This is a genomic window from Paraburkholderia sp. BR14374, assembly GCF_040948685.1.
GTDB lineage: Bacteria > Pseudomonadota > Gammaproteobacteria > Burkholderiales > Burkholderiaceae > Paraburkholderia > Paraburkholderia youngii.
The window spans coordinates 1-21,369 of the sequence record NZ_JBFPKF010000006.1 but is presented as its reverse complement, the minus strand read 5'-3'; the positions used below and the strand labels follow the sequence as shown (position 1 = coordinate 21,369).

Genomic DNA, 21,369 nt, shown 5'->3' with positions numbered 1-21,369 from the left:
GCACCTGAGGAACGAGGTGAGGTTCCAGGGTCAATGACGACGATCGCGGCCAAAGCTTGCGAGCCACGGCACGAGCCCGTCGAGCGATGCCGCTTCGACCTCGGGCGCTTGCGCACCCGCAACGAGCGGCAGGCCGACCTGGTTGTGCCAGTAGGTCCGCAGACCCACCGCCGCGGTGCCGAACATGTCGTAGCTCGACCCGGCGACGAAGGCTGCGCGCCGCGGTTCGACGCCGAGCCTGTCGAGCGCGAGGCGGTACGGGAGCGGGTCCGGCTTGTAGACGCCGGCTTGCTCGGCGGTCACGATCGCGTCCCACCGCGCAGGCAACAGCGCGGCCGCCTGCAAGCCGAGCCGCGTCGAGCAGTTGGTGACGACCGCGAGCTTGCAGTGCGGCGCGAGCGCCCGCAATGCATCGAGCGCGCCAGGCCACGGCTTCAGGTTCGGCCAGTCCGCTTCGAGCGCGTTCGCGGCCGCCTCGGACAAACCGACTTGCGAGGCGGCCTCCCGTACCAGTTGTTCGTAGGGAACGTAGCGACCGCAGCCGTACGTCAGCCGCAGATAGGCGGCACGCCATGCGCGACCCGGTTCGTCCGAGCCTGCCGCGCGGTTCCACGAGGTCCACGAGTCGAGCAGGGCGGTGAGCAGGTCGAACAGGACCGCGTCGGGGTAGACGGGGGTGTCGGTGGAGTGGGCGGCGGCAGTCATGATTGCATGTGGGCCGGCTGTTGAGGATGAGTCGATTATAGGTTTTCGACAGGACGTCAGCGTTCAGATGAGGTGACTCTTAGATTCAGACCAGCTGAATTATCGCCGCCACGGTGGCAGCGGCCTGAAGCGGCTTTGCAGATACTGCATGAAATGGCGCGTGCGCGCCGGCAGCCCCGTGCGCTGATGCGTGAGGGCGATCACGTTCGCATCCGGCGCTTTCCAGCCCGGCAGCAGACGCACGAGTTTGCCCTTCGCAAGGTCGTCTGCGACGTCCCATTCGGAGCGCAGAATCACGCCGCGTCCCTCGCAGGCCCATTGGCGGATCACGTCACCGTCGTTGCAGCTCAGATGCGCGGACACGCGCACGCTGCGGCGCGTGCGGCCCTTGCTGAACTGCCACAGCGACACGTCCTCGTTGTTTTCGCGCAGCACGATGCAGGGCAGCCGGCTCAACGCTTCCGGCGATTCGGCTTGGCCGATTCGCTTGACGAGCGCGGGCGCCGCGCAGACGAAACGCGCGTTCGGCGCGATCGTATAGCCGATCAGGTTCGACAGCGGCAGCTCGCCGATATGCACGACGATATCGAAGCGATCGGGCGTTTCGGTCAACGGCCGGTCGGACAGCGTCAGCGCGACGTCGATATCGGGGTTCTGGTGCTGGAACTCGCCGATCAGCGGCGCCAGATGGCGTCGTCCGAAACCGAGCGGCGCATTGATCTTCAGCGTGCCGACGAGGCCGCCGCGGCGAGTTTGCAGATCGTCGAACAACGCGTCGAACTGCGCGATCAGCTCGGCGCCGCGCTCGCACAGCAGCAGGCCTTCATCGGTGAATTGCAGGCGGCGCGCGCTGCGGTTCACGAGCTGCGCGCCGAGCTTCTTTTCGAGTTGCTGCAGACGCTGCGTGACCGCCGACGGCGACAGCGCGAGCCGCCGCGCGGCGGCGATCAGGCTGCCGCTCGCGCGCAGTGTGAGCAGGAAGCGGATATCGGCCGAATCGTTCATGAGGGGAGGTGGGTGCAATGGCGGAGCGTGGAATCTCGCAGCATAATGCGTCCCGATCGATCACAGGGTAAAGTGGCGCTTCCGGTCTATCGATTCAATCATTGGAAGAGAAGTCCCATGTCGTTGCCTCATGAGTCGTCCGCGAACGACGCAGCGCCCAATACTCCGCTGAAACAGGCAGTTTTTCTGCATACCGGCTGGCGCAGCGCGGGCACGTGGGTGTGGTCGCGGCTGCGCGAGCTCCAAGGCGCGGCCGGTTTCTACGAGCCGCTCAGCAACGTGCTCGCCGATCTCAAGCTCGCCGACGTGCCCGCCTCGCGGCCGACCTTGACCTCGGGGCACCCGCCGCTCGCCGCACCATACTTCGACGAATACCGGCCGTTTTTGCGCAAAGACGCGCGCGGCGTCGCGGGTTACGACCGGCGCTTCAGCATCGATCGCTTTACGCGCGAGCCCGATGCGACGTTCCCGTCACTACAGGCCTATCTGCACGCGCTGAGCGCACACACGATCGGGCAGGGGCGCGTGCCCGTGTTCAAGTTTTGCCGCACCGGCGGTCGTCTGCCGTGGCTGAAGCGCGCGTTTGCCGAGGCGCTGCACGTGGGTGTGCTGCGCAATCCCGCGTCGCAGTTCGCGTCGGGTTGGCTGCTGCGGCAGCAATGGAGCAATGCGTTTTTTGTCGCCGCGCCGTTTCGCGTGCTCGGTCTGAATCAGATCGATCCGCTGGTGAGCGAGGCGATCGGCGCGTGCGGCGTGCGCCTGCCGCCACTGCCGCCGATGCCCGATGACGCGTATGCGCTCGCGTGCGAGCAGTTCGCGCGCACGGTGGACAGCGACAACGCGTATCGCGCGTTCATTGCGTTGTGGATTCTCTGCGCGCTGCGCATGGGTGAGGGCGTCGATCTGCTGATCGATATGGAGCGGCTCGGCGAGTCGCGCGGCTACGCGACCAGTCTGAGCGCCGCGTTCGACGCGCAATGCGGCTTGGCACCCGACTTCACGAGCGCGCGCGATCTGGTCGTTGAAACGCGGCGCAGCGCGGCGCGCATGACGGGCATCGACGGCGGCGCGTTGCGCGCCGTGCACTCCGCCGCGCTGAAATTCCTGAAGGCGCAGCCGGGTATCGACCCGGCCTTCGTCGAGGTGGTTCGCCACAAAATGGTGCTGGCCAACGAGCTGACCGAAACGTGGCGCTAGCCCGCCGCCGACACCGCCGCGCGCAGCCCGAGCAGATAGCTGTCCACGCCGAAGCCGCAAATCTGCCCTTTGACGATCTCCGCGAACACCGACTGATGCCGGAACGCTTCGCGCGCGTGAATGTTCGACATGTGGATCTCGACCACCGGGACGGTCAGGATCGCGAGCGCGTCGCGAATGCCATAGCTGTAGTGCGTCCACGCGCCGGCATTGATCAGCACGCCGTCGGCGTTGTCGGTGAACGCCTGGTGAATGCGCTCGCACATCGCCGCTTCGCTATTGGTCTGAAAGCTGTCGACTCGCACGCCGAGCTCGTCGCCGAGCGCGCGCAGCCGTGCGTCGATTTCTTCGAGCGTGATGGTGCCGTATTGCGCGGGATCGCGCTTGCCGAACATGTTGTGGTTGATGCCGTGCAGCATCACGAATGTTTTCATATAGCCATCCTGAGTGATCAACTGAGTAGTATCGACGCAACTTCAGCTTGTTTTAGTGGACCGCCGCCGCGACGGCGCGGGTCGTATCGACGACCGCGCCGGTCTTGGCCGCTTCGACGATCGCCTCGGTGATACGCAGATTCTGCAAACCGTCCTGCGCGCTCACGAGCGGCGGCTCCTTGCCGTGAATCACGCGCACGAAATGCTCGAGCTGCAGCTTTAGCGGATCGTCGCGCGTCATGTCGGCGACGCTGACGTCGAACGGCTTCCACCACGAGCGGTCCGCGGCTTTGGTGTAGGTCTTCAGGCGCATCGTCGGTACCGCGAGCGAGCCGAAGGTGCCCGCGATCACGTAGCAATCTTCGTCCGGATACGACGGATAGGCCTTGTTCTCTTGTGATGTTTGCTCCCAGCTGCGCGCACTCGCGGCGGTATCGGACAGCATGAAGCTGCCGAGCGCGCCGTTCGCGAAGCGCAGGTTGATCGCGACCGTATCCTCGACCGGAAAGCCGCGCGTGGCATGCGACGAGAAGGCCTGCACGGCGACGATGTCGCCGCACAGCATGCGCAGGTTGTGCACCTCGTGAATCATGTTCAGCAGGATCGGACCGCCGCCGGGCTGGCGCCGCCAGTCGGCGTCGGCGAAGTACTCGTCGGGTTTGAAGAACACCGCGCTGCCCATCACCGCGACGAGCTTGCCGAGCCGTCCCTCGTCGATCAGCTGCCGCGCGCGCGCCATGATCGGACTGTGCGCGCGATGATGACCGATCAGCAGCGGCACGCCGCTGCGCTCGGCGTCGGCGGCGAGCGTTTCCGCTTGGTCGACGCTCGGCGCGATCGGCTTTTCGAGCAGCGTCGGCACGCGCGCCGCGAGGCAACGCGACGCGTGTTCGACGTGCAGCTGGTTCGGCGTTGCGAGAATCACGCCGTCGGGGCGATCGCGTTCAAGCAGCTCGTCGAGCGTGCGGAACAGCGGCACGCCCGCCTCGGCCGCGAGCGCGGAGGCCGCGGGCGACGGATCGACGATCGCCGACAGCGTGCACGCGTCGCTTTGCTGCGCGACCGCCATATGAGCGCGGCCGATGTAGCCCGCGCCGGCGACGGCGATCCGGGTGCTGGTCATGAGCGGGTTCCCTGAAAGTACTGATTAGACGCGCTAACCGGCAAGCGGGCTCAAGCAACGGCCTTTTTCCCTGCGGCCATGCTTTGCGCGCGCAGCGCGTCGTAGCTGAGCTTGTCCATCGGCACGACGTTCTTTTCGCCGAGGTCGCTAAGCCGCACACGGAAGTTCTCGCGCGCGCTCCATGCGGAAATCGCGCAGACGATCGTGATGCCGAACGTGATCGCGCCGATCGTGAGCGGCACGTTGTGCGATCCCGGCGGCGCGACGTAGGCGAACAGGGCCGGCAGCAGAGCGGTGATCGTCGTGCCGATGTTCTGGCCGATCGCCATCGCGGAGACGCGTGAACGCGTCGGGAACAGTTCCGGGTAGAAGCTCGGGAAGATCGCGTTATAGCCTTGATAGATGACGCCCCACATCAGGATCGACATCACCATCGCGAGCGGCACGTTGTGGATGCTGATCGCGTACAGATACGCGAAAGAAAGCAGCCCGGCGCCGAGCGCGCCGACGATGATCGGCAGACGCCGGCCGATCCGGTCGGACAGATTGCCCACATACGGAATCACCAGCACCGCGACGATATTGCCGATGACCGGAATCCACAGATACAGGCTCTTCGAAAAGCCGATCCCGTACGACGGCTGCACCGCGTAGGCCGCGCCGAAAATCGTCGCGACGACCGGGATCACGTTCATCAGCGAGCACAGCACGACGCGCAGCATGTCGCGCCAGTTGTACTTGAACGCTTCGACGATCGGCGAGCGCGGCACGCCGCCGCTCGCGCCTTCCTTCTCGAACGCGGGCGTTTCGTGGACTTCGCGGCGGATGATGTAGCCGGCGATCAGCACGATCGCGCTGAGCAGGAACGGAATGCGCCAGCCCCACGAGTTGAACGAGGCGTCGTCCATGTAATAGGCGAGCGGCAGGAATACCGCGGCGGCGAGAATCTGCCCGGCCTGCACGCCTTGCAGCGTGAAGCTCGCGTAATAGCCGCGTCGTCCGAATGGCGCGTGCTCGAGGATCATCGAGCTGGCGCCCGAGATTTCACCAGCGACCGCGAAGCCTTGGATCAGCCGCAGCACGACGAGCAGCACCGGCGCAAGAAAGCCGATCTGGTGATAGGTCGGCAGCAAACCGACCGCCATCGTCGATAGGCCCATCAGGAACATGCAGAGCAGCAGTACGTTCTTGCGGCCGTGTGTATCGCCCCAGTGCCCGAGCACGATTGCGCCGATCGGCCGCGCGACGTAGCCGACGCCGTAGGTTGCGAGCGATGCGACGATCGCGATCTTGGGGTTGCCGGAAGGGAAGAACAGTTGAGGAAAGATGAGCGCGGCGGCCTGCGCATAGATGAAGAAGTCGTAGTACTCGAGTGCCGAGCCGATCCAGCCGCTGGCGGTTGCCTTGCGCGCCTGCGAGCTATGCCCGCTACTTGCCGATGCGTTCGTTTGCATGTCGTCTCCTGAATGGGAAATGTTTTTGTCAGCTTCTACGGCTGAATCATTGGCGCTTTTAAACGGGCACCGCGCAAGCCAGGATTTTCCTGATCTCGTTGCCGCGGTGCAGCACAACGGCATGGTCGACGCATGTCATACGCCGCCGCGGCGCACTGCGGGTTAACCATGTCTCAGTGCGCGGGGCATTGCATTCAGACCGGCATTCAAACGACCGGCCCTTGCCCCACCAATCCGTTGGAGCTAGGGTAATAGCGTTATGCGCCGACACAATGCGTCCAGATGCAAAATCAGCATGCGCTCACAGCCACGAATGAATCCTTCCTGCGCGATCTGCAGCTGTTCTGTCATATCGCGCGGCGCGGCAGTTTTGTCGCGGCCTCGACGGAGATGGGGCTGTCGCCGTCGCATGTGAGCAAGCGCATCGCAATGCTCGAAGCCGGTCTCGGCGTGAAGCTGTTTCAGCGCACCACGCGCCGCGTCAGCGTAACGAGCGACGGCGAAGCCGCGCTGCAATGGGCGCAAAAAATTCTCGATGACGTGCAGGGCATGGCCGACGCGTTCGCCGATCGCCGCACCGAGCTGAGCGGCCTGTTGCGCATCAGCACGAGTTTGCGGCTGGGCCGCAAGCACGTGTCGCCGATTCTCGCGATGCTGCGCGAGCGTCACCCGAACCTCGAAGTCTGGCTCGAACTGCTGGATCGGCGCGCGGATGTGGTGGGCGAGAACTTCGATATCGACGTGCGCGTGGGCGAAGTGCAGGAGCCGCATCTGATCGCGCACAAGATGGTGGAGAGCGCGCGCATTCTGTGCGCGTCACCGGCTTATCTCGAGCAGCACGGCGCGCCGGTCGAACTCAACGATCTGACCGGCCACGATTGCCTGCTGTTTCGCGGCCGCGACGACCGCTTCGGGGTCTGGCGTCTCAGTGGGCCGCACGGCGAAAAGAGCGTGAAGGTGACGGGCACGGTCGCGTCGAACCTGAGCGACATCGTCGTGCAGTGGGCGAAGCAGGGCTACGGGATCGTGATGGTGTCGGTCTGGGACGTGGCCGAGAGCCTGCGCGCGGGCGAACTGGTGCGCGTGCTGCCCGACTATCAGCAAGCCGCCGATGTGTGGGCGGTGACGGCCGAGCGCTTGTCGTCGTCGGCGCGGATTCAGGTGTGCATCGAGTTTCTCAGGGAGCAGTTGACACGCGGACCGTATGCACTGGTGACGCGCGGCGTGGGCGGACTCTGAACTGCGCCTGCCTGGGTCCGGCGCTCACTGCTTGCGTGTTTACACGCTCGAAGCCGTATCCTCTTCCGCCGCGTCGAGCTCGCTGCGCTGAAGCGTCGTGATGGAGTCGGGAAACACCGTCGCGGCTGTGACGGGCCGCGGGTCTTCGATGCTGTAACGCAGGCGCCAGCCTTCACGATAGAAGCGCAACTGCCGGTAGCGCATCAGATAGACAAGACCGACGAGCGCCGCGCCGAAGCCCGATGCCGCGCCGACGCCGAGCGCCCAGCGCGGGCCGAAACGGTCAGCGACCCAGCCGACCACCGGCGCGCCGAGCGGGGTGGTGCCGAGCGCGATTGCGAGCAGGATGGCGATCACGCGGCCGCGCATCGCGGGCTCGGTGGTCAGTTGCACGAGGCTATTGGTCGAGGTGGTGAAGGTCTGCGTCGACACGCCGATCACGACCAGCACGATGCCGAACAGCACATAGTTGGGCATCAGCGCGGCTGTCGTGCAGCCGATGCCGAATATCGCGCCCGCGCCGAGCAGCAGCCCGATGGTGGGCCGCGCGCGGCGCGCGGCGAGCAGTGCGCCGGTGACCGAGCCGATCGCCATCGTCGAACTGAGCAGGCCGTACTCGCTGGCGCCGGCACGGAAAGCGGTGACGGACATCGTCGAGATGAAGATCGGGAAGTTCAGGCCGAAGGTGCCGATCAGGAACAGCATCAGAAGCGCCGCCTTCAGATCGGGACGGGTCCACACATATTTGAAGCCTTCGACGAAGCTGCCGCGCGAGCGCACATTGCGCGGCTTGATATGCAACTGGTCGAGCCGCAGCATGCGCAGCGCGCCGAGCACCGCGACGAACGACAGCGCATTGATCAGAAACACCCAGCCGCTGCCCACCGACGCGATCAGCAGACCCGCGACCGCCGGGCCGAGCATACGCGCGGCGTTGAACGACGTGGAGTTCAGCCCGACCGCGTTGGCGAGATCGCGCTCGCCGACGAGGTCGGATACGAAGGTCTGGCGCGCGGGGGAATCGAACGCGGTCACGCAGCCGAGCAACCCCGCGAACACGTAGACCTGCCAAAGCTGCACGAGCCCCGTGACCGTGAGCAGACCGAGCGCCAGTGCCAGCGTGCCCATCGCCGTCTGCGTCGCGAACAGCAGCTTGCGGCGATCGAAGTGATCGGCCGCGTAGCCGGTGAGCGGCAGCAACAGCATCTGCGGGCCGAATTGCAGCGACATCACGATGCCCACCGCCGTCGCGTTGTGATGCGTGAGCTCGGTGAGCACGAGCCAGTCCTGCGCCGTGCGCTGCATCCACGTGCCGATGTTCGAGACTAGCGCGCCGCTCGCCCAGACACGATAGTTGAATATGCGCAGCGAACGGAACGTGGTGCTCACGGCAGGGGTGTCCTCAACGCGGGGTGGACTGCATGGGTAGTGACTCGCTGCAATTCGGGCTTTAAGCACGCGAGCGTTCGAGCAGATCGAGCACTTCCTGCGTCGTGCCGGTTTCGCCGAGGCGCGGGAAGATGCGCGTGATGCTGTTGGTGTGCGCGTCGGCGTTCAGATCGGTCATCGCGTCGACGACGAGCGTGACGTTCAGGCCGGCCTCGCTCGCGAAACGCGCGGTCGATTCGACGCCGATGCTGGTCGCGATACCGACGAGCACCACTTGCGTGACGCCTTGCTGTTGCAGATACGAGGCCAGATCGGTGTTCGTGAAGGCGCCCCACGTGCGCTTCGTGACCAGATGGTCCGACGGCTGCTGCTTCAGTTCGGGCAGCAGATCGGCGAAACCGGCCGGGAAGTCGGCGGAGTGGCGACCCTGCTCGGTGCGGCCCGGTGCGCCGGCGGTGACGTTCACGAGCACGACCGGCAGGCCGTGGCGGCGGAACGCGTCGAGCAGCGTAACCGAGCGTTCGACGATCTCGCCGGCCGGATGGGGCGCGGTGGGCAACGCGACGACGCCGCGCTGCAGATCGACGACGATCAGTGCGGTTTTGGCATCGAGAGTGGTGAGTGCCATGAAGTGCTCCTGCGATTGACGAGTTACAGATCGACGAGGCGTTTCAGCAGATCGACGCCCGTCGCGAGCTGTTGCTGTTCGGCTTGCGTGAAGCGCGTTTGAATCGTGCGATACAGCCAGTCTTCGCGCGCTGCGCGGCTCGCCTTGACCTTCTTGCGAAAGGACGGAGTCAGCGATAGAACCGTCTGCCGTCCATCGTTGGGATCGGGCGCGCCGTTGACGAGCCCCGCGGCTTTCAATGCCGCGAGCGTTTCTCCCATCGACTGCGGACGCATGCCGTGCGCGCGCGCGAGCGCGGTGACCGTGGCCGGGCCTTCGCGTTCCAGCAAATTCAGCACCTGCACCTGCGACGGCGTGAAGTCGCCGACATGCGACTCCTCGCGCAGACGCCGGCGTAGCTTGCCCACCAGCACGCGCAGGTCTTCGGCCAGCGTATGCAGTTCTTCCGGCGTAACGGGGAGAGGGGACTTGCTCATGCGATGAGCTCGCGCGATGACATGATGTGAAGGTATCCTGCTAAGGCTACCTTCGTATTTCGCTCGGGTCAAGATTTGATGTGACGGGACGCCGTACGCGAGGGCGGCGCGACGATTGCGCTCAACGCGCCCGCATCCGCCGGTTGAAAAAGCGCCATGCCGCGGCGCCGGCCAGCATCGCACCGCCGAGCGCGAGGCCCAGCAACACCAGCGAACTCAGATGCTCGCGCACCACCGGCACGTTGCCGAACAGATAGCCGGCCGCGATCAGCGACACGATCCACAGCGCCGCGCCGGCGGTGACGAACGTGACGAAGCGCGAGAACATCATTTGCGACACGCCCGCGGCGAACGGCGCGAACGTGCGCACCACGGCGATGTAAGGTGACAGCAGGAAGGTCAGGCGGCCGCGCGCTTCGCTGAACGCGTGGGCGCGGCTCAGCGCATTGCGGTTGAGCCAGTAGTAATTGCGGGTGTAGACCTTGTCGCCGACCGCGCGGCCGATCGCATACCCGACGATGCTGCCGGCCACCGTCGCGACGAACAGCACGGGCGCGATGATCCACACGTTCAATGCACCGGTGGCCGCGAGCGCGCCGCAGATGAATATCAGCGGATCGCCGGGCAGAAAGAACAGCGGCAGAAAAGCGTATTCGACGAATACGACGACGAACAGCAGTGCGTAGATTGCCGTGCCGAATTGCACGGTCAGCGTACTCAGGTGCTGGTCGAGGTGCAGCGCGATCTGCAGCACATTCATCAGGTTCATGTTGGCCTGAGCCTCAGGTGGCGTTCGGATCTGATGAGTGTAGTCCCGCGAGCGTAGGTGCAGGGCGCCTACGCGAATTTATGTCGTTTGACGCTTGTCGGTGTTGCCGCACCGATGTCAAACTCGGGTGATCTTCATCAGATGCAACGCCATGTCGCACGACCCCGCCATCACTTTCCGTTATGCCGCGCCGCACGAAGCGGAAACGATTCGCGCCATCGAATTCGAAGCGGGCTTGCGTTTCCTCGGCGTCGGCATGACCGGAATCGCCGACGCACCGCCGATGGCGCGCGAGGTCGTCGAGCGCAAGATCGAAGCGCGCGAGATCATCGTCGCGCTAGATCAGCAGGAGATTTGCGTAGGCTTCTTGATGTTCGAGCCGCAGCCGACGCGCATCTACGTTCAGGAGCTCGATGTACTGACCTCGCACGCGGGCAGACGCATCGGCGCGGCATTGATCGAAGAGGTCGCGCGAATCGCGCGCGCGCGGAAATTGACGCAACTCGTGCTGTCGACGTATCGCGACGTGCCGTGGAACGCGCCGTACTACCGGCGGCTCGGCTTTCGCGACCTCGCCACAGCTGAACTCGACGCGGCGTTGCTCGCGCGGCGCGACGCGCATATCGCACGCGGGCTCGATGAGTCGAAACGGGTGTTCATGCGGCGCGATCTGGCCTAGCGCGCAAAAAAAGCGGCGGGCGTGGCTGAAATTCAGTCACGACCGCCGCTTTGCCATTTCATACAGCGGACATCAGCCCGCTGTCACGATCGATTACACCGCTTCCAGCGCCGGGTAATCGGTGTAGCCGACTTCACCACGCGCATAGAACGTCGCCGGAACCGGCTTGTTCAGCGGCGCATCTTCAGCGAAGCGGCGCACCAGATCCGGATTCGCGATGTAAAGCTGACCCCAGGCCACCGCATCCGCTTCACCGGCGTCGAGCACCTGCTGCGCGGTTTCCTTCGTGAACTTTTCGTTCACGATGTACGGGCCGCCGAACGCTTCCTTCAGCTGCGGGCCGAGGCGGTCGTCGCCGAGCGCTTCACGCGCCGCGATAAACGCGATCTTGCGCTTGCCGAGTTCGCGCGCGACATAGCCGAACGTTGCTGCCGGATCGGAGTCGCCCATCGTATGCGCGTCGCGGCGCGGTGCGAGATGCACGCCGACGCGGTGTGCGCCCCACACGCTGATGCACGCGTCGGTGACTTCGAGCAGCAGACGCGCGCGGTTTTCGATCGGGCCGCCGTAGGCATCGGTGCGCTTGTTGGTGCTGTCCTGCAGGAACTGGTCGAGCAGATAGCCGTTCGCGCCGTGCACTTCTACGCCGTCGAAGCCTGCGGCCTTGGCGTTTTCTGCGCCCTTGCGGAATGCTTCGACGACACCGGCGATTTCATCGGGCTCGAGCGCGCGCGGCGTCACGAACGGACGCTCGGGACGCACGAGGCTCACGTGACCGCCGGCCGCGATCGCGCTCGGCGCGACCGGTAGCTCGCCGTTCAGGAACACCGGGTCCGAAATACGGCCGACGTGCCACAACTGCAGGAAGATCTTGCCGCCCGCGTCGTGCACGGCCTGCGTGATGAGTCTCCAGCCTTCGACCTGTTCCTGCGACCAGATGCCCGGCGTGTCCGCGTAGCCGACGCCCTGCGGCGTGACCGACGTCGCTTCGCTGAGGATCAGGCCGGCGCTCGCGCGTTCGGCGTAGTAGCGCGCCATCAGCGCGTTCGGCACGCGGATTTCCTCGGCGCGCTGACGCGTGAGCGGCGCCATGATGATGCGGTTCGGCAATGTGATATCGCCAATTTGCAGCGGATCGAAAAGAGTCGGCATGAGAGTTCACCTTTGGCGGCGGGCAGGGCCCGAGCCTCGTAAAACTGCGTGAAAAAGGAAACGCGGCGATGCGAGATCGGCGCTCAGAGCGTGGTGTTCATGTATTCGAGGAACGCCTGAATGACGGGCTCGTTGCGTTTGAAAAACACCCATTGACCGACCCGTTTCGACGTAACGAGCCCCGCACGCTGCAACGCGGCGAGGTGCGCCGACACGGTGGACTGCGACAGGCCGCAGCGCGCGTCGATCTTGCCCGCGCACACGCCGTGGTCGAGCGGCAGCTCCTGATCGGCGAAATGCGCTTGCGGCTCGCGCAGCCAGCCGAGAATCTCCCGGCGGACCGGGTTGGCCAGCGCTTTGTGGATCGCGTCGAAATCGGGCGTCATGTGGATGGTTTCAGGGGGTTCGATAAGCGGCACGCGGTATCACGTGCACGACATGCATCGCTACGGAACGAATCATATATCGGACCTTCACGATATGGGTGAAAGCACTACTCTGAATGGGGCGATACGTTTCGACAAGCCAAAAAAGTTGAAACTTCGCGAAAAGCGAAGTTATTCGGCCAAATTGCGGCGAACGCGCTCGTTTCGCTTCGCATTGAAATAGGGCGAAACTCCTTTTGACGCAATCGCCCTCGCTCTCTCCGATTATCTCAATAATCGGATTTGGCCGATATTCTCGGCTAACGGTAGTCCATAACCTAGCGCTTATTCTTACTGGGGCGTGTCGTGCGAAAGGATTACATTTTGTCAGTGAGGTTTTCGGTGCGTTTGAAGCAATGTGATTCATGCCTACGGCCCTGTTTATTCCGACTTTGAGGTTTTGGAACGATGCGGTTGCCGTATCTACGGAATACGTGCGCAATTGCTCGTACATCAAAAAGAGTCATTTCGTGCATTCCCACTTCAACTCCCCGGCGTCCGCCGTGTTGCTGTTCGGCATGGTTGCCTTGCTGGGTGCATCGGCCTGGGTGGCGGTAACGGAGATGGTCGGTCGCGCGAACGCATCCGGCGCAATGCAACCGAGCCCGGCTTTGGACATGGCTGTGTTGGCTCCGAAAAAGTTGGTTAGCAAGATCGCCAATAATCAGTTGTCCGACGCTGCATTGCTTGTCATGCCGGAGTCCTACAGTGGTTCATCCGCAGGGCGGATCGAAGACACTCTGCGCGATATCTCGGAGCGCGCCGGCGTGCCGATCGAAACACGGGAGCAAACCAAGAGCATTTATGCCTCTCGGCTTGACCTTACCGCTCCGCGCAGAAGGGCGAAATTTTTCATTTTCTCTACGCGCTCGACGAGGCAACCATACAGCGTAAGGCTGTTCGGCATCGAAGTGATACATATAATTCGGGAAGGACAATTGAAGGTCGACTTTGTCCACCACCGCTTCGCCTAACAATTCGTTGATGACATATCGAATCCCTAAGCAATATTCGGAGCTGATGGAGCGTTTGGTATCGCGATAAGACCATCGAAAGCCGCACAAAATTTGCAGATTTCGTAACACGTTCCGACCGAAGCCCGTGACGTTGTTTCCAATATGACATTCATTGTTGAGAATTAGACTCACATAGGAGAACTTGCGATGAGGTACTCTTTTTTCCTGCGGTTGACTGCTTTGCTTGCCCTTGCGTCGTCGTCCCTGCATGTGGGGCTGGCCTTGGCGCAGGAGCGCGAGGCTCCAGTCGTCGGCACGCGACCCGCGATGAGCGCGCTGACAGCGCAACCGGCCACACCCGCATCTGGAGCATCATCTGGCGCAGCGGCCGACAGCGACGTGCAAGGCTATGTCGCCGAACTGATCCAGATGATTCACGACGCGAAGCTGACGGAGTTGCGGACGACGTACAACGGTAGTTACGGCGCAACGCTCTTCTTCTATCCCCAGGAAATGACATACTACGTTGCGTTGTTTCAGGATCGCCACTTCTGGCGTGTTATCAAGTCGCAGGACGAGGCACGTGCCGAAGCAATCTATGCAGGCTTCGTGCAGCAGACTGCGCAGTTAGCAGAAGTCGAGATTCGTCGCACGCAATTGGAAGCGCAAAACGCGTTTCTCAATCGAGGGCTCGCGCAGTCAGCGGACCGCGCGCGGCGTCTGCAGGCCGATCTGGATGTTGCCCGCACGCAGCAGGCGCAGGTCGACGATCGTCAGCGTCGAATGCAGGCCGAGGCAACTGTACTGCGCGCGGAAAAGGTGCAAGCGCAGGCGCAATTGCGCGAACTGCAACGTCAGGTCGATACACTGCAAAGGCAGAATGAAGCCGGTTTGCCGGGCGCAAAATAGATCCGCAGCAATCTTGCGAGCCCGCGCTCGATGGCTTCCTCCTCATGCTTGCTTCCGGGTGTCTGGGTGATTCGTGTACTGTATCGAGCGAGTGTTAGTCAGCGCACTCGAAGTGGGAACGGTCGAAAGTTGTGTAGCGGCTTAACGTCTATTGTCTCGGTCTCGATATGAAACATAGTCATGCAGATAGAAACGAGCCGTCAATGAGAGATGGTTTTTTCCTTGCAATTTCGAATACATAGGCGGGTTCGAAGAACTGTCTCTCTATGACTTCCGGATCCTTGATGCTCTTGCTCATTGCGAATAGTGGTCGAGCCATGCACAAGGTCAATCCGCAAAGCGACGATCGATTAGGAGATCATCTTGCGGAGGGCGAGGTGGTAGAGCTCGTTGAGAGTGGTGTCGTGCAACCGTATCGACGATACCGTTGATTTGCAGCGACTTCATATGTAGCCGCGTGCTCACAGTCGTTTCGCCTAACCCAATGCTCGTCAACGCGGGTTTGCCATCCGCGTGCAGATCTCCCCATCACCTTTCGGTGTCCCGGTACGGTTGCCCGGATGAAGTTCTCAACCTGACCAAATCATTGGGCGGTGTGATTCTCTGGACCCGATACAACGAACACGAGGTATTTAGGACGTTTCTTATTATTTTGCTGAGTGTTTTGAGAAGATGCCTGATCCTTCGTCAGCGTTAATAGGTCTAGGATCTATCTACGGTGCAGATTAAGGATGCGAGTGGCGATAGAGCATGCGCTAGTACTTGCAACCGACCAGTGTCAGGTCTGTCCAATCAAACCGAGGTGTGGGCTCTTCTTGCCGAGTGGTCTTATGCAGTTCGTTGTCCCGCGTGCACGAGATTCTGGGCAGGGTGAATCCATAGAGGATATCCGCACAGGCAGGGGCGTCGTGAGGTGATACCCGGAATCGATGGATGCGTAAAAACTCCAGCTACGGCTTACCACTAACACATTCGTTCCAAAAACGCACTTTGAATCATCAAATATAGCGCGCATTGCTAGGCATTTGAGACCACATTAGTGGATGGGTCTCGCGAAACACCGTTTCGACACACCCCCATGCGCTCATGAAATTTTGCCGTGAGGCGTTGCGAGAAAACCGATGTTGACGATTCCCCTTACTGCAGTCGAGGGCACGATGGCGTTGCCAAGTTCACGACCGTTTGCAAGCCTGCCCGCTTCTTTTGGACACGAATGGATGCCACTGCCTTCTCGCTTTAGTTTGCGTCCTGAGGTCATCGGATTCTATGGCGCGTTGTCACGAACGTTCTGTCTAAGTGCCGTAGCAATCAGATCGATGTGCCGGTGGGAGCAGCTGTGCCCTGAATCGAGCGCGCGCATCCATGCCGATGTTGACTTACCAGCGGACTTGGTCACTCCCGCGGCAAGTGCACCGAAACCAGCGTCCGGATGCATCGAGGCGCGGCACGGACAGCCCCGTTTAATACGCCGACGTGTAATCGCAGAGAGCGTAGTTGCAACGGGCGGAATAGTGCTCGTGGCATGGATTGCGCTGAGGGCCATGTCGGTTCCTCCCGCGCAGACCGTTGCAAGGGGTGATGTCACCCCTTTGGTGACTGTACCGTCGGCTCGCAGTTCGGCGCAAACGGAGGCGTGGATGCCGGTGAAAGGAAGCTCAGCCGCCCTTTCGCGCAACTACGGAAACGAAGCCGCGAGCAGGAATATAAGTTCCGCTAGAGAATCGGCATCTCAGCGTATTGGTGCAGTTGCCGTTCGTCGGGGTAACGGCGGTGTGGCTCGCCCGGCAGTTCGCCCCGTTGCGACATCAGCAGCAGGGCATCATTCACCGTCCTCGACGAAATGGGCCGCGGTCGATCACTATGCATCCGCCGCAACCGGGGTACGCCTGCTCCCAAGCGACGGCGTGCCGATTTCGTCATGGGCGGTGCGAGCGGACGACTCTGGCTGGATGGATAAAATGCAACATCGTCGTATCACGGATGTGCCTGGACGATTCGCCGGGTAAGCATAGGTCATTGAGTTGATGATGTAGACAACTCAATCCTCGTGCGCTGCGCGTCGGCAATGGAAACGAGAAGAAGATCATGAGATGTACGGTTCGGTCCACGACAAGCTCATTGTTGAGGCGAATACAAGTGCTGTCATGTCGCCGCGGAAGTAGTCGGCAACTTTTCGCAATCAGGTGGCGCCTTCACTCGCAGAAGCATTGAATTCGATCGGCAATGAAGGCGTTCTGTCTGTGACTGGCGACGAGCCGGCCGGCGTCATCCGCCACTGAATGGAGGCGAGCGCGTTGTCAGATGGAGCCGGGATACAACGTGGTGCGTAGCCCCTCTCGCATTGACGTTCCAATCAAATAACGTCCGAAAACCGATCGGACCAGCGAGGCTCACTTATCCATGGCGTAACGACGCGCTCTTTGTCCGAGGCCTCGGTTAAGACACCGCCCTATTGAAAGACGGCTAATAGGAATCGGCCCATTTCGTTTCTACATATTTTAAGACGTGCCCTGTTTTTGCTGTTGGATTGAATCCGTAAAATTCTGGTTGATGTCATCGCTTCACGCTCGGATGGGCCAGCGGCGCAGCGAACGTATGTTTGGGATGCAATCTAACGCCTTCTCTGACATACGAATGGGAACATCGCGAACTGGCGAAATTGAGTCAGCGAAATCGCCGATTGTCTACATCTGAGCACAGAGACAATCGAATCGCGGAAAAAATGCGTAGACCTACAAACTTGGCACCTATGGGATGGCGACTTGGTGCGCAAGGGAATAGAAAAAAGATTCTGTGCGGAACCTGTGTCTTACTGCGGCGCGTCTAATCGGGACGATGCATGAATTTCCCGATTTTTAGTGAGAATTAAAGGAAAATTCATTTTTACGTGGCCCGTGATTCAAGTTTTTATAGATGATCGAATGTTATAAACCTCCGTTGGGTTCGATGAAGTTGCAATTTTTGCAACCGGGGAAAACCACGAGTGAGAAAAAGTGATGAAACAAGACAGATTCGCAAGCATAAGAGAATTGCTAATCAGGTTCGCGAAACTTTCCCGGCGTCAGCAGAGTGATTTTCTGTCGACCGTAACCGATTTCATGTTCGAGTCGCCAAAATCAAAAAAGCAGATGCTTCTTGAATGGGAAAGACAGTCCATCTGCCGGGACTCGCGATTGGTCGGAAAAAACGGAGATTAGCAAACGCTGTTCGCGGTTGTGCTCGATACAGTCGGGCCAAAGGCAGGTGCGCCGATGTGGTTCGTCAAGCGAAATGTGCTGACCCCGGGGCCGAATAGAGCCAGCGCGCAGCACGGCGAATAGGACGTTGCAGCCTTGCCGTGCCGGCGCGAGGGGGGCGTTGCTTTGGCGCTGGGCCGGAGCGATCTTGCTGCCGTAACACGTTCGATAGACAGATCTCGCAAGACCGCGAAGGCGCACAGGAGCAAGGCGCCCTTGGGTATTCTTGCTGCCTCGTCTAGACAGACGCCGCCGATCGAAGAGCCTGAGTCTTAGGTAACTGGCGCGAAGTCAGCATAGTCGGCCATCGTCAATTCGTCTCGCTCACCAGCAGCGATGGGTAGCGCACGCCGGGTCTCGCGCCGCTAAGGGCTGGGCCCGCTGCGAAATCGGCAAAGCATATGTACTGTCGAACACGCCCCCAGAGCTTTTCCTTTTACGCGTCGCGTTGCGCACAGCAATCCTGACCCGGTGCGCGGGTCCTTCAAGGCGATCGTTCTCAACCGTCTACCGCGGATCTCGGCGCGCGGCAAGTTCAGATCAACCGGTAGCTCACACAATAGAACGCCGACAGCGACGAAGATGTCCGCCGCACGCCCTGAAAGTTGCCGCCTCCATTTCGCGATCTGGTTCTGACGCACATCAAGCTGCTACGCCCGCTCGACCAGTGTCTGCTCCCCTTTGACCGTTTCGATTCGAATGCCGCAAGCGCGTTCGTCGGGTCTTCTTTGTCATCTTCCAGGTCTTGATGCCGACGTTGTCTCGGGGGGGCACAGCTGGGGAATTCCATCTATCGAGCTCTCCGAATTGTTGGTGGAAATTTTTGTGCCTTTTTAATTAATTTTCCATTGCGGGAAAGTATCGAGATCAGCGGGTGAGTAATTTATCGACAGAGATCTCGTTGCGGCTTTGTCCTATGTTCAATTTGGCGACTTTAGGACGATGCTGATTATATTTGCTGCACAAGAAAAATAAGATCATCTGTAATTTCGGCGGGGAGCAAATCGGTTTCTTTCCTGCGTCATTGATAATTTTTTTGATGATTTCGGTATGTCAATTTCACATTTGCGCGCATCGATCCTGTGATGCAGGTCTGAATAGCGCTCTGCGCTTATCGGAAAGTCGATTCGTAAATGCGTGACAAATTGCAGTGCTGAAGGAAATTAACTTTTTTATCGTGGTGGTCAAAGGTGCGGACGGTGAACGAAGACGGCGCCGTCTTGGCGCCGAACTAAAACGCGAGCGGCACGACGGTCAACAACATGGGTGACGCGGTCGCCACATAGCCGCATACATGAATCTATTTTTTTGAACTGGAGAATATTGATGAACAAGTCGTACAGGAGTATTTGGTGCGAGAAGACCGGCACTTTCGTTGCCGCGGCCGAGACCAGCCGTGCAAAAGGCAAGAAGCCTTCGTCGGGCGTCGTCGCCACCGCGATCGCGTCCGCTGTGGGCGTGGCCGCATTCATGGCGCCGCAGATGGCGCTGGCGTTGACCCATGGCTCGAGCCTGGTCCTGTGTAACCAGTCTGCAAACTCAGCGGGGGGCTATAGTTGGGGGCCGGGCGGCACAAGCAAGCAAGTCGGTTGTGGTCCTGGCTCTAATCCCTTCGGTGATGGCACCCAGTCTTTCCAGCTCGGCAATGCCGGTAACGACAGCGGCGCCGCCAACGGTGAAGCGCAGACCGCCTATGTCGCAGGATTCTCCGATGGCACCCTGGTGCTGGGTGGGACCAACGGCGTCCACGTGCGTAGCGAAATGGATCTGGACAATAACAAAATAACGAATCTCCGCCAAGGCGCAGTGTCGGCGACCAGTAAGGACGCGATAAATGGGTCGCAGCTGTACGCGACGAACCAGTCGATCGCCGACCTGGATGACCGCGTGACGAACGTGTACGAGAAGGGCACGAAGTACTTCCACGCGAACTCGACGGGTACGGATTCGTCGGCGCTGGGCAAGGACTCGGTGGCAATCGGTATGGGTGCGGTGTCGAACAACGCGAACGACGTGGCGCTGGGCGCGGGCTCGATGACGTCGGCTGCGGTGAGTCAGAGCGGCACGTCCATCCGCGGTACGAACTACTTCTTTGCCGGTTCGAATCCGACTGGCACGGTGAGCGTGGGCAGCGTGGGCAAGGAGCGCACGATCACGAACGTGGCCGCGGGTCGCCTGAGCGCGACGAGCACCGATGCGGTCAATGGTTCTCAACTGTATGCGACCAACCAGGCCATTGAGCAGCTCAGCCAAAATGGCGCCGGCGGCGGGACGGATGCGCTGGCGGTGCATTACGACAATGCCGCGAAGGGCACGGTCACGCTGGGTGGTGACAGCAATGGCACGAAGATCAAGAACGTGGCCGCAGGTGACCTGTCGTCGACGAGCAAGGACGCGGTGAATGGTTCGCAGCTGTACGCGACGAACCTGCAGGTGGGGCAGAACACCACGTCGATCACCAACCTGAACGAGAAGGGCACGAAGTACTTCCACGCGAACTCGACGGGAGCGGATTCGTCGGCGACGGGTCCGGACGCGGTGGCGATCGGGGTGGGCACGGTGTCGGCAGGCTACTACGCCACGGCGGTTGGTCCTTACGCTAAGGCGTCAGAATTGGATGCCACGGCGCTTGGTCCTTGGGCTAACGCGCTTGGATCCAAGTCCACGGCGATTGGTTTTAACACGAATGCGACAGGCGCCGCCGCCGTGGCGCTTGGTGATACGGCAGGCGCGACAGGTGAGTTCTCACTGGCGCTGGGTGCGCGCGCCGCTGCAACGCAGGCGAATTCGGTAGCGCTGGGCGCAGACTCGACGACGTCGGCTGCGGTGAGTCCGAGCGGCACGTCCATCCGCGGCACGAACTACTTCTTTGCCGGTTCGAATCCGACTGGCACGGTGAGCGTGGGCAGCGCGGGCAAGGAGCGCACGATCACGAACGTGGCCGCGGGTCGCCTGAGCGCGACGAGCACCGATGCGGTCAATGGTTCTCAACTGTATGCGACCAACCAGGCCATTGAGCAGATCAGCCAAAATGGCGCCGGCGGCGGGACGGATGCGCTGGCGGTGCATTACGACGATGCCGCGAAGGGCACGATCACGCTGGGTGGTGACAACAATGGCACGAAGATCAAGAACGTGGCCGCAGGTGACCTGTCGCCGACGAGCAAGGACGCGGTGAATGGTTCCCAGCTGTACGCGACGAACCTGCAGGTGGGGCAGAACACCACGTCGATCACCAACCTGAACGAGAAGGGCACGAAGTACTTCCACGCGAATTCGACGGGTACGGATTCTTCGGCGACGGGTCAGGATGCGGTGGCGATCGGTATGGCCGCGGAGTCGGCAGGCGGCTACGCCACGGCGGTTGGTTCTTTCGCTAAGGCGTCAGAATTGGATGCCACGGCGCTTGGTCCTTGGGCTAACGCGCTTGGATCCAAGTCCACGGCGATTGGTTTTAACACGAATGCGACAGGCGCCGCCGCCGTGGCGCTTGGTGATACGGCAGGCGCGACAGGTGAGTTCTCACTGGCGCTGGGTGCGCGCGCCGCTGCAACGCAGGCGAATTCGGTAGCGCTGGGCGCAGACTCGACGAC

General features: G+C 61.5%; 17 protein-coding genes. 6 read left to right on the top strand and 11 right to left on the bottom strand.

Annotated features, from left to right (window positions below):
* Nucleotides 1-30 precede the first annotated feature (30 nt).
* Nucleotides 31-705 (bottom strand): HAD-IA family hydrolase, encoded by a 675-nt coding sequence (locus AB3X86_RS15970; RefSeq protein WP_368596695.1) that lies wholly within the window; start codon nt 703-705, stop codon nt 31-33.
* A 99-nt stretch (nt 706-804) separates the two neighbouring features.
* Nucleotides 805-1,710: a LysR family transcriptional regulator gene (locus AB3X86_RS15965; RefSeq protein WP_368596694.1), complete on the bottom strand. Its 906-nt coding sequence runs from the start codon at nt 1,708-1,710 to the stop codon at nt 805-807.
* Between the two features lie 117 nt (nt 1,711-1,827).
* Here AB3X86_RS15965 and AB3X86_RS15960 point away from each other — a divergent pair, with 117 nt between their 5' ends.
* Nucleotides 1,828-2,907 carry a hypothetical protein gene (locus tag AB3X86_RS15960; protein WP_368596693.1) on the top strand — a complete coding sequence of 360 codons (1,080 nt, stop codon included), beginning with the start codon at nt 1,828-1,830 and terminating at the stop codon, nt 2,905-2,907.
* Here AB3X86_RS15960 and aroQ read toward each other — a convergent pair.
* Genes aroQ through AB3X86_RS15945 form a run of 3 tightly spaced genes read right to left on the bottom strand, consistent with a single transcriptional unit; the run spans nt 2,904 to nt 5,918 of the window.
* Nucleotides 2,904-3,341 (bottom strand): type II 3-dehydroquinate dehydratase, encoded by a 438-nt coding sequence (gene aroQ / locus AB3X86_RS15955; protein ID WP_013091411.1) that lies wholly within the window; start codon nt 3,339-3,341, stop codon nt 2,904-2,906. The two genes, AB3X86_RS15960 and aroQ, sit on opposite strands and share 4 nt — an antisense overlap.
* A 52-nt stretch (nt 3,342-3,393) precedes the next feature.
* Nucleotides 3,394-4,464: a Gfo/Idh/MocA family protein gene (locus AB3X86_RS15950; protein WP_368596692.1), complete on the bottom strand. Its 1,071-nt coding sequence runs from the start codon at nt 4,462-4,464 to the stop codon at nt 3,394-3,396.
* Nucleotides 4,465-4,514: 50 nt separating this feature from the next.
* The gene (locus AB3X86_RS15945) at nt 4,515-5,918 is read right to left on the bottom strand and encodes an MFS transporter (protein WP_018433499.1); all 1,404 of its coding nucleotides are present in this window, start codon (nt 5,916-5,918) and stop codon (nt 4,515-4,517) included.
* Between the two features lie 282 nt (nt 5,919-6,200).
* Here AB3X86_RS15945 and AB3X86_RS15940 point away from each other — a divergent pair, with 282 nt between their 5' ends.
* Entirely contained in the window at nt 6,201-7,157 is a 957-nt protein-coding gene (locus AB3X86_RS15940) for a LysR family transcriptional regulator (RefSeq protein ID WP_368596691.1), read from the top strand.
* Between the two features lie 39 nt (nt 7,158-7,196).
* Here AB3X86_RS15940 and AB3X86_RS15935 read toward each other — a convergent pair whose 3' ends face one another.
* From AB3X86_RS15935 to AB3X86_RS15920, 4 genes are all read right to left on the bottom strand, one after another.
* Nucleotides 7,197-8,546: an MFS transporter gene (locus AB3X86_RS15935; protein ID WP_368596690.1), complete on the bottom strand. Its 1,350-nt coding sequence runs from the start codon at nt 8,544-8,546 to the stop codon at nt 7,197-7,199.
* A 61-nt stretch (nt 8,547-8,607) separates the two neighbouring features.
* Nucleotides 8,608-9,174 carry an isochorismatase family protein gene (locus AB3X86_RS15930; RefSeq protein WP_368596689.1) on the bottom strand — a complete coding sequence of 189 codons (567 nt, stop codon included), beginning with the start codon at nt 9,172-9,174 and terminating at the stop codon, nt 8,608-8,610.
* A 23-nt stretch (nt 9,175-9,197) separates the two neighbouring features.
* A complete protein-coding gene (locus AB3X86_RS15925) occupies nt 9,198-9,650 on the bottom strand; it encodes a MarR family winged helix-turn-helix transcriptional regulator (protein WP_176380971.1) in 453 nt (150 codons plus the stop codon).
* 121 nt (nt 9,651-9,771) lie between these two features.
* Entirely contained in the window at nt 9,772-10,419 is a 648-nt protein-coding gene (locus AB3X86_RS15920) for a VTT domain-containing protein (protein WP_368596688.1), read from the bottom strand.
* 151 nt (nt 10,420-10,570) lie between these two features.
* Between AB3X86_RS15920 and AB3X86_RS15915 the strand changes: the two genes are divergently transcribed.
* The gene (locus AB3X86_RS15915) at nt 10,571-11,098 is read left to right on the top strand and encodes a GNAT family N-acetyltransferase (RefSeq protein WP_368596687.1); all 528 of its coding nucleotides are present in this window, start codon (nt 10,571-10,573) and stop codon (nt 11,096-11,098) included.
* Nucleotides 11,099-11,191: 93 nt separating this feature from the next.
* Here the strand turns inward: AB3X86_RS15915 and AB3X86_RS15910 are convergent, their stop codons facing one another.
* Together AB3X86_RS15910 and AB3X86_RS15905 are read right to left on the bottom strand one after the other, a co-directional pair.
* Nucleotides 11,192-12,250 (bottom strand): alkene reductase, encoded by a 1,059-nt coding sequence (locus AB3X86_RS15910; RefSeq protein WP_368596686.1) that lies wholly within the window; start codon nt 12,248-12,250, stop codon nt 11,192-11,194.
* Between the two features lie 83 nt (nt 12,251-12,333).
* Entirely contained in the window at nt 12,334-12,636 is a 303-nt protein-coding gene (locus AB3X86_RS15905; protein WP_176107853.1) for a helix-turn-helix transcriptional regulator, read from the bottom strand.
* Nucleotides 12,637-13,040: 404 nt separating this feature from the next.
* Here AB3X86_RS15905 and AB3X86_RS15900 point away from each other — a divergent pair, with 404 nt between their 5' ends.
* The 3 genes from AB3X86_RS15900 to AB3X86_RS15890 all read left to right on the top strand — a co-directional run.
* Complete coding sequence (locus AB3X86_RS15900; protein ID WP_368596685.1) at nt 13,041-13,649, top strand: hypothetical protein; 609 nt, start codon at nt 13,041-13,043, stop codon at nt 13,647-13,649.
* 189 nt (nt 13,650-13,838) lie between these two features.
* A complete protein-coding gene (locus AB3X86_RS15895) occupies nt 13,839-14,540 on the top strand; it encodes a DUF2968 domain-containing protein (protein ID WP_368596684.1) in 702 nt (233 codons plus the stop codon).
* A gap of 4,562 nt (nt 14,541-19,102) precedes the next feature.
* Nucleotides 19,103-21,369, top strand: a 2,267-nt coding sequence (locus AB3X86_RS15890) for an ESPR-type extended signal peptide-containing protein (RefSeq protein ID WP_368596683.1), incomplete at its 3' end; no start/stop codon positions are given.

What these genes read in the sequence shown, in the direction of transcription:
- AB3X86_RS15970 (WP_368596695.1), bottom strand. Translation starts at nt 705, where the DNA reads ATGACTGCCGCCGCCCACTCCACCGACACCCCCGTCTACCCCGACGCG.
- AB3X86_RS15965 (WP_368596694.1), bottom strand. Translation starts at nt 1,710, where the DNA reads ATGAACGATTCGGCCGATATCCGCTTCCTGCTCACACTGCGCGCGAGC.
- AB3X86_RS15930 (WP_368596689.1), bottom strand. Translation starts at nt 9,174, where the DNA reads ATGGCACTCACCACTCTCGATGCCAAAACCGCACTGATCGTCGTCGAT.
- AB3X86_RS15940 (WP_368596691.1), top strand. Translation starts at nt 6,201, where the DNA reads ATGCAAAATCAGCATGCGCTCACAGCCACGAATGAATCCTTCCTGCGC.
- AB3X86_RS15960 (WP_368596693.1), top strand. Translation starts at nt 1,828, where the DNA reads ATGTCGTTGCCTCATGAGTCGTCCGCGAACGACGCAGCGCCCAATACT.
- AB3X86_RS15920 (WP_368596688.1), bottom strand. Translation starts at nt 10,419, where the DNA reads ATGAACCTGATGAATGTGCTGCAGATCGCGCTGCACCTCGACCAGCAC.
- AB3X86_RS15895 (WP_368596684.1), top strand. Translation starts at nt 13,839, where the DNA reads ATGAGGTACTCTTTTTTCCTGCGGTTGACTGCTTTGCTTGCCCTTGCG.
- AB3X86_RS15905 (WP_176107853.1), bottom strand. Translation starts at nt 12,636, where the DNA reads ATGACGCCCGATTTCGACGCGATCCACAAAGCGCTGGCCAACCCGGTC.
- AB3X86_RS15945 (WP_018433499.1), bottom strand. Translation starts at nt 5,918, where the DNA reads ATGCAAACGAACGCATCGGCAAGTAGCGGGCATAGCTCGCAGGCGCGC.
- aroQ (WP_013091411.1), bottom strand. Translation starts at nt 3,341, where the DNA reads ATGAAAACATTCGTGATGCTGCACGGCATCAACCACAACATGTTCGGC.
- AB3X86_RS15915 (WP_368596687.1), top strand. Translation starts at nt 10,571, where the DNA reads ATGTCGCACGACCCCGCCATCACTTTCCGTTATGCCGCGCCGCACGAA.
- AB3X86_RS15950 (WP_368596692.1), bottom strand. Translation starts at nt 4,464, where the DNA reads ATGACCAGCACCCGGATCGCCGTCGCCGGCGCGGGCTACATCGGCCGC.
- AB3X86_RS15925 (WP_176380971.1), bottom strand. Translation starts at nt 9,650, where the DNA reads ATGAGCAAGTCCCCTCTCCCCGTTACGCCGGAAGAACTGCATACGCTG.
- AB3X86_RS15900 (WP_368596685.1), top strand. Translation starts at nt 13,041, where the DNA reads ATGCCTACGGCCCTGTTTATTCCGACTTTGAGGTTTTGGAACGATGCG.
- AB3X86_RS15910 (WP_368596686.1), bottom strand. Translation starts at nt 12,250, where the DNA reads ATGCCGACTCTTTTCGATCCGCTGCAAATTGGCGATATCACATTGCCG.